Source organism: Pantoea sp. At-9b, assembly GCF_000175935.2.
Lineage (GTDB): Bacteria > Pseudomonadota > Gammaproteobacteria > Enterobacterales > Enterobacteriaceae > Pantoea.
In genome coordinates, this window is the sequence record NC_014841.1 from 1 (window position 1) to 15087 (window position 15087).

Consider the following 15087-nt stretch of genomic DNA (forward strand, 5'->3'; position numbering starts at 1 on the left):
AAACTTCATGGGAGTCGTAATGAAAGGGCTGGATGCATTAATTAATCGCCAGGAGCCAGGGTGGGACATCGTGCAACAATGGCTGGCGGCTGCCACCAACAGCGTCGACGTTCTGGTTAAGGATAACGACCTCGCCGCTCAGGCTTTAATTGACCTCCAGGTAACCACGCGCTCCCCGCTGGGAGCCGTCGTTTACGAAACCGGCGGGTTGTTAATTGATGGAGGATGGCTGCGTATTCTGGGTTCTGGTCATCCACAATTACCGCGCAACCCCGTCGCCTGGACACGCTCCCTATCCCCTGCTTTGCAGGCCCTGCTCATCGCTGATGATGCATCGGGTGGCTTCTTCGCCCTCAATGGTGGCGAGCTGGGTGACGATCAGGGGGGAATATACTACTTCGCACCGGATTCCCTTGCATGGGAAAGCCTCGGGATGGGTTATTCAGGTTTTCTGGAGTGGGCATTCAACGGTGATCTGGAGATATTTTATCAGACGGTACGGTGGCAAGGATGGCGGGATGATATTGCCTCACTCAGCGGTAACGACGTTTATGCTTTTTTCCCTTTTCTGTGGACCGAACCGACATTGCCACTGGCGCAGCGCAAGCGTTCCAGGATAGCGATTGCGGAACACTGGGCGCTTTCTCACGAATTAGCACAGGGCCTTAATCAGCGCTAAGTCTGCGAGTATTTCACTCCCCGCTTGCATAAGAGGGGCCTTTGGCCCCTCTTGATGACAAATCAATGTTTTTCTGCCGCGTTTGCCTGCTTCTTGTTGGCCAGATGATGACCCACTACACAACCTACCGCAGCACCAATCACAGCATGATGCTTGAGATGCCCGACCGCTGCGCCAGCCGCGGCGCCTTTCAGACAGCCCGCAGCCTGCGCCTCGGAGGTAACAGACAACAACAGGCCCAACGTGACGACCAGCATCGAAAGCTTACGCATGTAAATTTAGTCCACTGAAATTTGATAAAGAACGGGATCACAGCATAACGCTTGATATCCCAATGGATAATGAACAATTGCGCAAATTGATCGGGAGATCTGTAAGCATCGGTTAATAAATACGTTATCTTTTCAAACAGATAAAGAAATGGCTAACCGGTCGCTCGATTGAGCCTTCAGGGGTATCAGGCGCTGGCAAACACGGATTGTGTTAGGCATCTGAAAACCAAACGGAAAAGGCCGCCCGAGGGCGGCCTTGTACTCACAGGCTTGCCAGCAACAATTATTTGGTCAGTTCCGCTGACAGGTAAGCACCGTTATCCACGCGTGCACCGGTGATTTTATATGATGCACCCGCCTGTTTTGCCTGAGCCGCGATTTTCGCTTCTGCGCCGTCCAGCGTTGAGGCCGAAGCCGTGATGCTTTGTGCAAAGCTAGCGAACGAAACCAGTGACAGGGCCGCAACTACAACGAAAGTTTTGATAGATTTCATGGTCATTTCCTCAGAGATAATTTTTAGTTGATGGGGTGTTGTGCCCCAATATGAGAGAGAATAGACCTGTTACCAGAGGAGTAAAAGCTGAGGGTTTTGCTTTAAACAATCAAATAAATTGAATAAAAAGGCACCATGCATTGGGGCGGTATCAATGCCGACCGCATGAACCTTATTGATCATCACTTGTATTCAGGACACCGGGAAGTCCTGTTTAGCGCCCCTATAGCGACAGTGCGCGGCTATTCTGCGGACATAAACGTGAATATTGTGAGGGCCCACTATCCGGAGACGATAATAATGTCCGACACAACCCAACCCGGTACGCCCCACGAGCACTACCGTTACGCCCGCGAGGGTGCACGTATACTGAAATCGACCTGCCTAGCGAAAAAAATAAATGAACACCGGAATCAGGTACGTTACCTACCGGGTCTGGAAATCCGGACCCATGCCAGCGGTGACCGGCAGACCGAAAATCTGCGGGTCGTCATCGTAAACAGCACGCGTATTCTGCACTGGCGGCAAGGCAAACCGGAAGATGTGCACAACAACCAGATGAGATTTAACGTGGCAGACCGTAGCGGCAGCACCCAGTCGGAGCTGGACCATGACGGAAACATCATCAGCCAGGAGCAGTATTACCCCTTTGGTGGCACAGCGTTATGGGCAACGCACAATCAGACGGAAGCCCGTTATAAAACGGTGCGCTATTCAGGTAAGGAGCATGATGTTACCTGCCTGGTGTATTACGGGTACCGTTATTATGCGCCCTGGCTGATGCGGTGGATCAATACTGACCCGGAAGGAACGGTAAATGGGTTGCATCTATATAAAATGGCCGATAACAACCCTGTCACTATTAAGGATGATGATGGACGTATGTGGCAACTCCCTGCGGAGCAGGATTTCGCTGCAGCAGCTGAACAATTAGGGGTTAATTTTGCCCGCAACCTTTTACAAAACCCACCCGTGGGGAATAAACCCATTCTGAACAATTTCGATTTTATCGCGTCTCTTGGCAGAACGCCGGGGTCGACTTCAAATGAAATTGCTCCAAATGATATGATGGCAATTATGTTTGCAGATAATATCCATGGCCAGCATCGTCTAAATATTTTAGGTCATGGTGAGCATCCTGCCGGAGCGCCGCAAGGATATCTCATGTTAAACGGTTATAATTACACTGCGCGTGACTTACTGGATGGATACCACATCAATCCTGAGCAATTCGACTGTATTCGCCTGGCGGTGTGCCATTCTGGGGAACGCGGCTTTTCAAGTTTAGCGGCAAGAATGTCGACAATGACGGGTAAACCGGTCACAGGCTTCGAGGGTACCGTCACCGCGCTGTACCGTGGGTTTGCGATCAGACCACTAGAAACGCTGTCACAAGTCATATACAACCAAAGATGGCCTGTAGATCTGGAAAACCGACTTTTTGATCGTAGTTATTGGGCATTTGCGACTGAGCTTGGAAGAAATAATACCTGCCTTGGTGAAAATGAATCTTTTTTTAGTATCGGTACAGTAAATCCTTATGACCCACTAAGAAATCCCTTCGAACATGCTAATTTTAGCTACGAGCCACGGTTTTTTTATACTCACGCTGGCAACAAAAATATGGTTGATCGTGAATGGATGCGTATCCGCCATAATTAAAAGATCTACTGCGTTAAATGGCCCTTATTAAGGGGCGACGCCAGCCCGGTTAACAAAACTCGGCTGAAGGCAACAAATCATGTTGTCAGGTACTGGCACGCACTTCAAGGTGCCAGTCCATTATCACCCTCTCCGGCGGAGAATCCGGATGTTCGATCTTCTCCAGCAGCAGAGTGAAGGCTTTACGGCCAATATCACGTGACGGCTGCACAATGGTGGTCAATGGCGGCGAAACCATTTCTGCCAGTTCTGTGCCATCAAAGCCCGCCACGGCAATATCCTGTGGCACCCGCAGGCCCGCCTGCTCAATCGCCGACATCGCCCCCGCAGCCAATGTATCAGAGACGGCAAACACCGCATCCGGTCGCGTTGCGCGCGCTAACAGATCGGCCATCGCCTGTTTACCCGCATGGAAACTCAATTCACTGGCGTAAGCGATCGCCTGCCAGTCGCGCTGATGGGCTGCCAGCTCCTGCTGATAACCTTGCTGGCGTAGCTGCGCATACTTATAACTGAGATCGTGGTTCAGCAAGGCAATACGCTGACGGCCTTTCTTGATCAGATGACCTATCAACTGCCGCGAGGCATCAATGTCGCTGATGCCAACACTGGAAACATTCCCGGCGTCGGCATATTCGGCACACTGCACCCAAGGCGTGGAGCCAATCAACTCGGTTAACTCGGGCAAGGTAGTGATGGCATCCATGGTGATCACCCCATCGACAATTTTGCCGGACAGCAGTTGCAGGCTGGACCGCGAGCGATTGATATCGGAACCCGAGTTACACAGCAAAATTCGGTAGCCGTTTTGTTCAGCCTGCTCCTCAATACCTTTAACCAGCTCCGCACAGAAGGGATTGGATATATCAGAAACCAGCACCAGCACCATTGAACTGCGCGAAGTCCGCAACTGACGTGCCAGCAGGTTGGGTTGATAGTTGCTCTCTTTGATTGCCTCCAGCACTTTTACCCGATTTTTTTCCTTTACGGTGTCGCTGTTGTTCAGCACACGCGAAACCGTGGCCACGGAAACGCCCGCCAGCCTGGCGATTTCTTGGATAGACATGTTGGCAATATTTCCTGCAGAGAAACTAATGGCATGCAGGCTACCATAAATACCTCAGGCTGACGGCACGACACTTCCTTGCTGATAAGAAATAACGGCAAGGGTGGGTTTATTTTCCATGATATAGTTTTTCGCAATATCTTTAGCTCACCCTTCAGGTGAATGACATGAAAACCGATATCAGGAATCTGGATCTCAACCTGCTGAAAGCGCTGGACGCGCTGCTGGATGAGCGTAGCGTCACGCGTGCCGCTGAACGGTTATCACTGACGCAACCCGCGGTCAGCGGTATGCTCACCCGGTTACGTGAATGTTTTGACGACCCGTTATTCACGCGCGCGCAGCGCGGCATTATCCCTACCTTACGGGCGCTGGAGCTGGCTGCGCCGGTAAAAACTATCCTTGCGGAAGTCGGGGAGCTGTTGAAGCCGCGTGAATTCGATCCGGCCACGGCTGAAATGACCATCAATATCGCCGCGACAGATTATGCGTTACGTGCGGTGGTCGTGCCGTTTATGGCCGCCTTACGTCAGCAGGCACCGGGTATCCGCGTGGCGGTGTTACCGGTGAATAACGACCTGTTGCCGATGCAGTTTGAACGTGGTGCGGTCGATGTCGCATTGATCACCCCGGAAACCACTCCGCCCGAATTGCACGCAAAAACGCTGTACGCGGAAGATTACGTTTGCCTGCTGCGTGCCGATCATCCTTTGGCACCCTCCGGCGTCTTGTCTTTAGATGAATTCTGCTCACAGGATCATGCATTGGTGTCCTATGTTGGTGGCAGTTTTCACGGCGTCACCGATGAAGCACTGGCGACCCTGGGCCGCTCCCGCCGGGTGACACTGTCCGTGTGCAGTTTCCTGGTACTGCCGGAAATCCTGCGGGTGAGTGATTTGATTAGCGTGGTGCCACGCAGGCTGGCATTGAATACCACCGGATTAAAAATCGTGGCACCCCCGTTGGCTATTCCAGGTTTCACCAAGTCGGTCGCCTGGCATGAACGCACCCACCGCGATCCGGGACATCGCTGGTTGCGAGATTTGTTATTTTCCACCGCGTTATGAACCGTTAAATAACTTAAGAGGACTGGATGATTTCTAAAGACAATGCCGAGCACTATGTCTGGGGTGAAGGCTGCGACGGATGGTATCTGGTCAAGCGCCAGGACATGCTGGTTATCCACGAAAAAATGCCACCGCATACTCAGGAAAAAAGACACTATCACTCCGTCTCCAGGCAATTTTTCTTCGTCGTGAAAGGCGTACTGACCATGGAACTGGCAGGTGAAAAACAGGCGATCGCTGCTTTACAAGGCATCGAGATTCCCCCTGAGGCAAAACATCAGGCCAGAAACGACAGCGATGATGCGGTAGAATTTATTGTTATTTCCCACCCCAGCACACGCGGCGACCGCACTGACCTGCCTGACTTGGCGTGAAAGGTAAAAGGCTGCCAGGCTCCGTAAAGTGGCAGCGGGTTGTCGTGGAAAAGGGTTACTTCTCAGCTTCGGCAGCCAGCGCCGCTTGCACAGCAGGTCTGTTGCCGATGCGCTTCAGATAGGTTTGCAGAGCGGGCCAGCGCTCCAGCTCAATAGCAAACAAAGTGCACCAGCTCATTACGGTAAAAAGATAAGCATCCGCAACGGTAAAACGATCCCCCATCAAAAACGCCTGTTGATTCAGCGTCTCCTGCAAGAAATCAAAGCGACTAAACAGCCTTGCGCGAAACACCGCCTCCACCGATGCGGGAAAGTCGGTACGAAACAAAGGAGCGGACCCCGCATGGATTTCGCTATTGATAAAACTCAACCATTCCTGCAAACGCACACGGGCCCATGTATCCCGAGCCGGAGCAAGTCCGCATTCTGGTCTGAGATCCGCCAGATACTGAATGATCGCCGGGCCTTCCGTCAGGATTTGCCCGTCAGCCAGTTCCAGTGCTGCCACATACCCTTTCGCATTGATAGTACGGAAATCACGGCCATCGGCGGTCAGCTTGGTCTTGTTATCTACCCTCACCGGTTCAAACGGTAAACCCAGTTCTCGCAACACAATATGCGGGGAGAGTGAACAGGTGTTAGGGGCGTAATACAGCTTCATGTTGGCTCCGTCTGGCGTGGAAAAATAGGCACGGCGTCAATAACTGCCGTGGGCATGACCATATTTGTCTCAGGTGCGTTAATCTGTAAAATTAATGTTTAAATGACGAACTATAAGCTGAGCTACTGATAAAATGATGAACTTGCTGCACTGGCAACTGCTGGCCGCGGTTGCCGATACACGCAACATCTCCCGGGCTGCCGAACGCGTGGGGATCACACAATCGGGTGCCAGCCAGGCGATCGCTCAGCTTGAAACCTCCCTGGGTTTTCAGATATTTACCCGCGAGCGACGAAATATCAGTGCCACCGCGCTGGGTGAACAGGTTATTGAGCATGCCCGATCGATGTTGACCAGCCTGGATGCGATTCGGAGGCTGGCTGACGACACTGCCGGGCTGCATCAGGGACGCATTCGCCTGGCAAGCTTTCCGTCGCTGATATCAAGGGTGTTGCCCGAGATGGTGCGTCATTTCCAGCGCCGCCATCCGGGCATCAACCTGATTGCGCTAGAGGGTACAGATGAGGAAGTTGAAGAATGGCTGGCCTCCGGTACCGTGGAATTAGGTGTGGTGCTCAACCCGTCCCCAGGTCGGGCGGAATTGATGCTGGGATACGACGCCTGGGTAGCCGTTCTGCCTGTCAGTCATCCGCTGGGCCGACGCGCCCGTGACGCCGGGATTAGCCTGGAAGAACTGGCAGAACAGCCTTTCGTGCTCGCCACCGGTGGCTGTGCCGTGAACGGATTGAGTCTGATGAAAAAAGCAGGTTTGAACCTGACGGACATCCGGGTGACAGTGCGCGACTGGGCCAGCGCCTGTGTGCTGGTGCGTGAGGGTATGGGGATAGCGTTGATGCCGGAATCAACCTTGCCAGAGGAGCAACATGGCCTCCGGGTAATGCCATTAGCACCAACGATTCAACGGGAATTTGGCCTGGTATGTTCGGATGCGGGTAAAAATATGCGTCCGGTGCAGGCTTTCATTGAAGAGCTGCGAAAAGCAGCGGACCGACGCTGATGGCCTGCACCCTACTTTTCCCCTTAGGCTCTCCCCGGTTTTAACTGGCGTAACAGGTAGATTTTCGTAGCCACAGACACCAGCAACGCCAGCGCCAATGCCCAGACAAACATCTGCATCATCGCCTCATAACTCCCGGTACTTTGTCGCAGCAACGAGGATACCGAAGAACCCGCCAGTCCCGCTAACGCCCAGGCGGTTAACACATATCCGTGGATAGCACTGACCTGGCGGGAACCAAATATGTCACCAATGTAGGCAGGTAACGTGGAAAATCCGCCGCCATAGCAAGTAATGATCAGCAGCAGAACGATTTCAAACAATAAAACATCATGCAAACCGGGCAGCAGCCAAAACGCGACTATTTGCAGAATAAAAAAGATAATGTAGGTATTGGGGCGACCAATAATATCGGAGAAGGATGCCCACAGGATTCGACCCAACCCATTAAATAAGCCGATCATCCCTACCAGCGATCCCGCCGCTATCGCTGATATCGCGGTGGCTTCCTGAGCCAAGGGAGACGCCACAGAAATAAGCGCGATACCACAGGTAATATTAATGAACATCATCAGCCACAAACCAAAAAAACAACGAGTACGGACAGCTTCATTGGCCGACATGGGTATAACGCCTTGCGCAGGTAATTTCCCCTCTTTTATGTTTAATCCAGTAGGCTGCCAGTTTTCTGGCGGTAACTTCAGGCAAGAGGAGGAAATCGACATGATGACGGCATAAACGACCCCTTGAATGAAAAATGTCTGAGAAATACCTATTGAGGCGATGAGTAAACTCATAATCGGTCCACCTGCAAAAGCCCCAAAGCCGAACCCCATAATTGCCAGTCCGGTCGCCAGACCACGCCTGTCAGGGAACCATTTCATCAGCATTGAAACCGGGGTGACATAACCCGTACCCAAACCGACGCCGCCGACCAGACAGGAAAACAGTAATCCCCCTAACCGTAGGCTGTTGTCAGTCACCATCTCTGAGGTGGCAAAGCTTGCCCCCAACAGGCCAGCAACCCACAAAAATGTTGAAATGAAGCCCGACAAACGAGGCCCTCGCCGTTCAACCACATGCCCCATGATCGCCGCAGATATTCCCAGTACGAAGATAGCCAGACCAAAAGGAATACCCGCTTCAAATTCACTCCAGCCAAACACATCTATAAAAGGTTTTTTAAACACGCTCCATGCATAGACTGATCCCAAAGAAATATGGATACCCACAGCTGCGGCTGCAATAACCCAGCGATTACTCATGATAACCTCTTCATCAACATTCCATGATATTAAAATTATTTCCTGGTGACGCCAATTAATGCTTATTACTTACCTCCCCACCACTGATTATAAAAAAGGCATAAATTCACTTCAATTGAACGAAACAAATAAACAGATAAATATCAGAAGAGATTTTTCATGAATAATAACAGAGAGAAACTTAGGCTTAATATAATACTGAGCCACAAGATGCCTCCTGAATGATGCTTCGCAGGGTTCAGATGGACGGCTTCCTGATAGCGATTTTGCCACGGGGTGTCCCCCTGACATTGACGGGATGACGGATACCCGGTCAAGCTCAACCGGGCACCATCAGGCGGGTTGATTACTCCTTGCCGAGATATCCATCCATATAGGTTTGTGCGACAGCCTCCGACATATTGTTACGCCAGCGTGGTGATAAACTGGCATTGTCTTTGTACTCTTTGCCCGCAAATCGTGATGTTCCACTGATGGATTTTATGAACTCATCGCTATGGAAATAGCTGACTCTTTTCTGCGCATCAGCGCTGGAGATGCCTTGCGTGCGGTCTTTTTTGCCCAGTTGCCAGAACTGTTCAAAAAAAGGCGTCGCCATGCGGATCGAATCCGCTCTGTTCATCATGAAATTAGGATCAGAATCTTCAACCGTATAGACAAACTTAATCGCGTGGCGTTTCGCACTGGAATCTGTCTGTGCACAACCACTCAGTAACAGGAGGGATAAAGCAGCGATACTCAAAATACCTACATTTCCATTCATTCAAAAGCATCCTTTTTAAAAAAATCATATTTTTCATTAAATTACAACAGCCATGTTGGGCTAAAAACCAGCACCCGAGGGTGCTGGTCGGGATCCGTCAGGTGGCCTTATCTGTTGTCATTCACCACCTTTTCGCCCTCTTCCGTTAACCTGACTTCGTAATAGCGTGACATATCTGTCGGAGAGGCAATGAATTCAATCAGCCCCGACCGCATTAATGACGCCAAACTCCGGCAGGTAATATCCCTTCGTTTGCGTACCTCAATTTCAAAATCACATTTCATTTCCAGCCCAATGGCTTTATCACCCCGTAGCCGGTGTTTAGTACCACTTTGCATACGACGCAAAGTAATCAGTTTTGCCTGTGAAATTCCCATACCTTCCCTTCCCCTGGATAAGATTGTCTGCTAAACGAATGGCCTCGCGCCTTCAGACCATTGTGGTCAGACGCTTGTTATCAGCTCAGTGGGGGTACTCCCCATAATAAGAATATCGAAAAGGAAATGTAAATATTCCGTAAGGAAAATTAAGACTGGATTATGTGTTATACAACCTTTACTGCCAGCAGAAAATGGCAGCGAGGCCCAGTATGCACTGGATTTCGGACGGTGGCTATTGTCACTACTAAATCTGGTAGTTGCTTTATTCCGGGGGATTCGCGCGCTTTCAAGGAACGGCTGTAGACACCAGCATCGGTTGATACCGGTCTATGTAACCCGGAGATCATGACGGATTGTCCCTAAGATGTATCATGAAGAATTCTGAAGCGTTTATGTGGTCAGACCGGGCAAAGCAGGGGGACTGGATTTCTGAACTTATCACCCTGTTGGTGGGGTCGCTGGTAACTGAAATAATAAAGCCGTGGCCTGTTGATATATAATTATGCCGTTGCTCATTACTCCCGGTTAATTACTATTTCAGCTCTGTATATTGCCCTCATCAGCTATTGCTGCCGAACCGTTAACCACCAAAACAATAAGGTTATGGCATTTATTCCCGGCGTTCATCGATCAATAAAAAACCTTCATTGTAATCAATAATAATTCTCATTATAGTTCGCGTTTTCATTTATATTGTTGGCAACGGACAGGTAACAAATATCATGATGAAAACGACATACTCATATTCGCTACTGGCTGCTCTTATTGCGTGTAGCCTGGGAACGTCCCTGGCATTTGCAGACGAAGCGTCAGTACAACAGGGACAAACCAGCGCGCCAGACCAGAATGACCAACTGGCGATCAGCAATAAGAAAAGCAGCAACGACAATACCCTGGTCGTGACGGCTCGCGAGCAGACTCTGCAAGCACCCGGTGTCTCCATCATCGACAGCGAAGCCATCAAAAAACACCCCATCCAACGTGATGTCTCTGAACTGATCCGCACCATGCCCGGCGTGAATCTGACGGGTAACTCCAATAGCGGCCAACGCGGTAATAACCGCCAAATCGATATTCGCGGTATGGGACCGGAGAACACGCTGATTCTGGTTGACGGAATGCCGGTCAGTAGCCGTAACTCGGTACGTTATGGATGGCGCGGCGAACGTGATACCCGCGGAGACAGCAACTGGGTGCCCCCCGAAATGATTGACCGTATCGAAGTCATCCGTGGTCCGGCAGCGGCCCTGTATGGCAACGGTGCCATGGGAGGTGTAGTCAACATCATCACCAAACCGGCGGAAAAAGAGTGGCATGGTAATTTCAACACCTACTACAACGTGCCGGAACACAAATCCGAAGGGGCCACCAAGCGTTACAACGCCAGCCTGAGTGGCGCGTTGGCGGATAATCTGACCCTGCGTCTGTACGGTAACTGGAGTAAAACCCAGGCAGATGCACAGGATATTAACAGCGGGCATGAAGCGGAACGTACCGGTAAATACGCGGGTATGGTCCCGGCGGGCCGTGAAGGGGTGATCAATAAAAATATTAATAGCGTGCTGCGCTGGGAATTTATGCCGATGCAGGCGCTGGAATTGAATGCCGGCTACAGTCGTCAGGGTAATCTTTATGCCGGTGATACGCAAAACACCAACAGTAGCACGCTGGTAAAGGAAAACTACGGCAAAGAAACCAACGTTATTTACCGTCAGACGCTTTCCCTGAAATATACCGGTGCCTGGGACAACGGCGTAACGACCAATAACTATATTCAGTTCGAGAAAACCCGTAATAAACGACTCAATGAGGGGCTGTCCGGCGGCCTGGAAGGATTGTTCAGTACCACGGATGAAGGCTTTTCTACCATCGATCTGAACGATACCAACCTGCATTCCGAGGTGAATATTCCCTTTGACTGGTGGGTCAGTCAGACCATCACCTTTGGTGCGGAAATGAATCATCAGACGATGAAAGATCCCACCTCCAATACCCTGGCGAATACTTCTGAGGTGGAGGGGGTCGCCAGTTCCGGGCGGAGCATCTACAGCTCAGCCGACATCTACGGGGTTTACACCGAAGATAATATTGACCTGACCGATTCCACTCGCCTGACACCGGGATTGCGCTTCAATCATCAAACCTACACTGGCAGCAATATCAGTCCCTCCCTGAACCTGTCGCAGGATTTGGGGGATGACTTCACCCTGAAAATGGGTATTGCCCGTGCCTGGAAGGCCCCGAACCTGTACCAGACCAATCCCAATTATTTGCTCTACAGCAGTGGTAACGGCTGTTACGCCAGCTCCACCAGCTGCTATTTGCAGGGGAATAAGGATCTGAAGGCTGAAACCAGCGTCAATAAAGAGATCGGCATCGAGTACCATCATGAAGGGGTGCAGGCAGGGCTGACCTGGTATCGTAACGATTACCACAACAAAATTGAGGCAGGTTACTCACCGGAGTACAGCAACGGCACGTCAAATATTTACAAGTGGGAGAACGTACCAAAATCGGTCGTTCAGGGGCTGGAAGGCACACTGAACTTCCCGATCAGTGAAAACCTGACGATGAATAACAATTTCACCTGGATCATCGACAATAAAAACGAAACCTCTGGTGATTATCTGTCGATCATCCCGAAATATACCATCAACTCCACACTGGACTGGCAGGCGACCAGCGCCCTCTCCGTGCAGGGAACCATGACATGGTATGGCCGACAAAAACCACCCAAATATAACTCGCAGGGCGATGACACCTCTGGCAGCGAGAAATGGCAGGTTTCTCCCTACGCAATTTTTGGTGCCAGTGCGGTTTACAACATCAACAAGAATATCGATATCACGGCGGGTATCGATAACCTGCTGGATAAACGCCATTTCCGCGCAGGCAACGCCCTGACATCAGGTGCCAACGGCACCTACGCCTATGGAGCAGGGGCACGGACTTATAATGAGTCGGGCCGGACATATTATATGGAGCTGGGTATGCATTTCTGATATCAGGCCGCCTGTCATCCTCAACCCCGTCCGCGATGGTACGGGGTTTTGTTTTTCTGATCACCGCACATCCTTTTAAGCCGTCGGCGGTGAAATCAGCTATTTTTCAAGCACGTCTTGCAGAAAGGGAGAGGAACATGGGCCGTTTTAGTGGCAAACGGGTGCTGATTACCGGCGGCACCAGTGGGATGGGCCTGGCCGGGGCTTTACGTATCGTTAGCGAAGGGGGCAGCGTTGCCATCACCGGACTGAATGAAGGACGCATCAAGCAAGCCCGTGAACGGTTACCGGCATCGTCGCTGGTACTGCGCAGCGATGCGGCGAGTGAAGAAGACATCGCGACGCTCGGCCGCGCTGTGGAAAACTGGGGCAAACTCGATGCGCTGTGGTTAAACGCCGGTTATGCGGAGGTTGGCCCGCCAGAATCCATTACCGCCGATGCGTTTAACCGCATGATGAACGCCAATGTTCGTGGTCCGATGCTGCAACTTGCCCGCCTTTCAGACTGGCTCAATCCTGGCGCATCGGTACTCGTCACTGCCTCCTCTTCTGTTTATGAGGGCGCAGCGATGACCAGCCTGTATGCAGCGACCAAAGGCGCTGTGGTGGCGATGGTTAAGAGCTGGGCATCGGCGCTTGCTGCCCGGAATATTCGCGCCAACACGCTGGTACCCGGACCGATCGAAACCAATTTTCGTCATTTTATGCCTGAAACGGCACGACAGCAGTTTGAAGATTTTGTGGTGGGTCAGGTTCCGTTGCAACGTGTGGGCACGGCAGCAGAAGCCGCGGCCGTCGCGCTGTTTTTATTATCTGATGATGCAGCTTATGTTACCGGCAGTCAGTATGCGGTTGATGGCGGATTAGTACGTCACTGAGCGGCAGACCAAACGACAAAGACCGCCTTGCGGCGGCCTCTGACGGTACTTCCTTGTACGACCATCCGTTATTTATACAGTTCTGCGGTCATGTGAACACGGTTGTTGGTGTTCGCTTCAGTAATTTTGTACTGCGCACCCTGCTGGGCTGCCTGAGCGGCAATTTTAGCTTCTGCACCGTCCAGCGTTGCAGCGGAAGCGGTAATGCTTTGTGCGAAGCTGCCGAAAGAAACCAGTGACAGAGCCGCAACTGCAACGAAAGTTTTGATAGATTTCATGGTCATTCCCTCAGAATTTTGTTTAGTCGGTGAGGCGTATTGCCTCGATGAGAGAGAGAATAGACCTGTATCGGGTCGAGGAAAAGCTGAGGGATTTGCTTAAATAATTCAAAATATTTGAATGTAAAAAGGCGCGATGAATCGCGCCTTTGTTTACAGCGGGTGCATCCTGAACGTCGTGCGTGGTAAACGTCAGCCCAGGAGTTCTTTGCGAACGATTTCCGCGCCCGCACTTAACGCATTGAGTTTACCTGTGGCTACCCGACGCGATAATGGCGTCATGCCGCAGTTGGTAGAAGGATAAAGTTTATCGGCATCAACAAACCGCAGCACGTTGCGCAGCGTATTGGCAACTTCCTCTGGCGTTTCAATGGTGTTGGTTGCCACGTCGATAGCCCCCACCATCACTTTTTTACCACGAATCAGTTCGATCAGATCCATTGGAACATGTGAGTTGTGACACTCCAGCGAGATGATATCGATGTTGGATTTTTGCAGTTTGGGGAACACCTCTTCATATTGCCGCCACTCAGTCCCCAGCGTTTTTTTCCAGTCGGTATTCGCTTTGATGCCATAGCCGTAGCAAATATGCACAGCCGTCTCACATTTAAGCCCTTCAATGGCTCTTTCTAAGGCGGCAATTCCCCAATCATTCACCTCGTCAAAAAACACATTAAACGCTGGCTCATCAAACTGGATAATATCTACACCTGCCGCCTCTAACTCTTTGGCTTCCTGATTAAGAATTTTGGCAAATTCCCAGGCAAGTTTTTCCCGGCTTTTATAATGACCATCGTACAGGGTATCAATCATCGTCATGGGACCGGGCAAGGCCCATTTAATCGGTTGGCTGGTCAGTTGACGTAAAAATTTTGCATCTTCAACAAAAACGGGCTTTTGACGAGCAACCTCACCCACGACAGAGGGGACACTCGCTTCATAGCGATTACGAATTTTAACGATCTCGCGTTTCTCAAAATCAACGCCGCTGAGATGTTCAATAAATGTCGTGACAAAATGTTGGCGGGTTTGCTCACCATCGCTGACAATATCGATACCCGCCCTTAATTGATCTTCCAGGCACAGACGCAGCGCATCTTGTTTACCCTCAATTAATTCCGTACCCTGCAATTTCCAGGGCGACCAAAGTGTCTCCGGTTGTGCAAGCCAGGAGGGCTTAGGTAAACTGCCAGCAGTTGAAGTAGGTAATAATTTTTTCATCACAGGTG

General features: G+C 51.0%; 16 protein-coding genes. 7 read left to right on the forward strand and 9 right to left on the reverse strand.

The window, feature by feature from the left end; translation table 11 throughout:
* The first annotated feature begins 19 nt into the window (after positions 1 to 19).
* The gene (locus PAT9B_RS27305; protein WP_013512515.1) at positions 20 to 679 is read left to right on the forward strand and encodes a DUF2625 domain-containing protein; all 660 of its coding nucleotides are present in this window, start codon (positions 20 to 22) and stop codon (positions 677 to 679) included.
* A 62-nt stretch (positions 680 to 741) separates the two neighbouring features.
* Here the strand turns inward: PAT9B_RS27305 and PAT9B_RS27310 are convergent, their stop codons facing one another.
* Together PAT9B_RS27310 and PAT9B_RS27315 are read right to left on the reverse strand one after the other, a co-directional pair.
* Positions 742 to 951, reverse strand: coding sequence for a glycine zipper domain-containing protein (locus PAT9B_RS27310; RefSeq protein WP_013512516.1), 210 nt, complete (start codon positions 949 to 951; stop codon positions 742 to 744).
* Positions 952 to 1234: 283 nt separating this feature from the next.
* Positions 1235 to 1444: a DUF1471 domain-containing protein gene (locus PAT9B_RS27315; RefSeq protein ID WP_013512517.1), complete on the reverse strand. Its 210-nt coding sequence runs from the start codon at positions 1442 to 1444 to the stop codon at positions 1235 to 1237.
* A 300-nt stretch (positions 1445 to 1744) separates the two neighbouring features.
* Between PAT9B_RS27315 and PAT9B_RS27320 the strand changes: the two genes are divergently transcribed.
* Complete coding sequence (locus PAT9B_RS27320) at positions 1745 to 3106, forward strand: RHS repeat-associated core domain-containing protein (RefSeq protein WP_223300540.1); 1362 nt, start codon at positions 1745 to 1747, stop codon at positions 3104 to 3106.
* Between the two features lie 85 nt (positions 3107 to 3191).
* Here PAT9B_RS27320 and PAT9B_RS27325 read toward each other — a convergent pair whose 3' ends face one another.
* Complete coding sequence (locus tag PAT9B_RS27325) at positions 3192 to 4172, reverse strand: LacI family DNA-binding transcriptional regulator (protein ID WP_013512519.1); 981 nt, start codon at positions 4170 to 4172, stop codon at positions 3192 to 3194.
* A 167-nt stretch (positions 4173 to 4339) separates the two neighbouring features.
* Between PAT9B_RS27325 and PAT9B_RS27330 the strand changes: the two genes are divergently transcribed.
* Together PAT9B_RS27330 and PAT9B_RS27335 are read left to right on the forward strand one after the other, a co-directional pair.
* Positions 4340 to 5239 (forward strand): LysR family transcriptional regulator, encoded by a 900-nt coding sequence (locus tag PAT9B_RS27330; protein WP_013512520.1) that lies wholly within the window; start codon positions 4340 to 4342, stop codon positions 5237 to 5239.
* 26 nt (positions 5240 to 5265) lie between these two features.
* Entirely contained in the window at positions 5266 to 5613 is a 348-nt protein-coding gene (locus tag PAT9B_RS27335; RefSeq protein WP_013512521.1) for a cupin domain-containing protein, read from the forward strand.
* Positions 5614 to 5668: 55 nt separating this feature from the next.
* Here the strand turns inward: PAT9B_RS27335 and gstA are convergent, their stop codons facing one another.
* Entirely contained in the window at positions 5669 to 6274 is a 606-nt protein-coding gene (gstA, locus tag PAT9B_RS27340; protein WP_013512522.1) for a glutathione transferase GstA, read from the reverse strand.
* Between the two features lie 133 nt (positions 6275 to 6407).
* Here gstA and PAT9B_RS27345 point away from each other — a divergent pair, with 133 nt between their 5' ends.
* Positions 6408 to 7292 (forward strand): LysR family transcriptional regulator, encoded by an 885-nt coding sequence (locus PAT9B_RS27345; RefSeq protein WP_013512523.1) that lies wholly within the window; start codon positions 6408 to 6410, stop codon positions 7290 to 7292.
* Positions 7293 to 7315: 23 nt separating this feature from the next.
* On the opposite strand, the gene PAT9B_RS27350 is transcribed toward PAT9B_RS27345, so the two are convergent.
* The 3 genes from PAT9B_RS27350 to PAT9B_RS27360 all read right to left on the reverse strand — a co-directional run bounded on the left by PAT9B_RS27350 (position 7316) and on the right by PAT9B_RS27360 (position 9697).
* The gene (locus PAT9B_RS27350; protein ID WP_013512524.1) at positions 7316 to 8557 is read right to left on the reverse strand and encodes an OFA family MFS transporter; all 1242 of its coding nucleotides are present in this window, start codon (positions 8555 to 8557) and stop codon (positions 7316 to 7318) included.
* Between the two features lie 346 nt (positions 8558 to 8903).
* A complete protein-coding gene (locus PAT9B_RS27355) occupies positions 8904 to 9320 on the reverse strand; it encodes an Exc2 family lipoprotein (protein ID WP_013512525.1) in 417 nt (138 codons plus the stop codon).
* A 107-nt stretch (positions 9321 to 9427) separates the two neighbouring features.
* A complete protein-coding gene (locus PAT9B_RS27360; RefSeq protein WP_013512526.1) occupies positions 9428 to 9697 on the reverse strand; it encodes a hypothetical protein in 270 nt (89 codons plus the stop codon).
* Between the two features lie 728 nt (positions 9698 to 10425).
* Here PAT9B_RS27360 and PAT9B_RS27365 point away from each other — a divergent pair.
* Together PAT9B_RS27365 and PAT9B_RS27370 are read left to right on the forward strand one after the other, a co-directional pair.
* Complete coding sequence (locus PAT9B_RS27365; protein ID WP_190274701.1) at positions 10426 to 12702, forward strand: TonB-dependent siderophore receptor; 2277 nt, start codon at positions 10426 to 10428, stop codon at positions 12700 to 12702.
* A 137-nt stretch (positions 12703 to 12839) separates the two neighbouring features.
* Positions 12840 to 13580 (forward strand): SDR family oxidoreductase, encoded by a 741-nt coding sequence (locus PAT9B_RS27370; protein ID WP_013512528.1) that lies wholly within the window; start codon positions 12840 to 12842, stop codon positions 13578 to 13580.
* Between the two features lie 68 nt (positions 13581 to 13648).
* Here PAT9B_RS27370 and PAT9B_RS27375 read toward each other — a convergent pair whose 3' ends face one another.
* Entirely contained in the window at positions 13649 to 13858 is a 210-nt protein-coding gene (locus PAT9B_RS27375) for a YdgH/BhsA/McbA-like domain containing protein (RefSeq protein WP_013512529.1), read from the reverse strand.
* 192 nt (positions 13859 to 14050) lie between these two features.
* On the reverse strand, positions 14051 to 15079 hold the full coding sequence (locus tag PAT9B_RS27380; RefSeq protein WP_013512530.1) for a methionine synthase: 1029 nt from the start codon (positions 15077 to 15079) through the stop codon (positions 14051 to 14053).
* Positions 15080 to 15087: the final 8 nt, after the last annotated feature.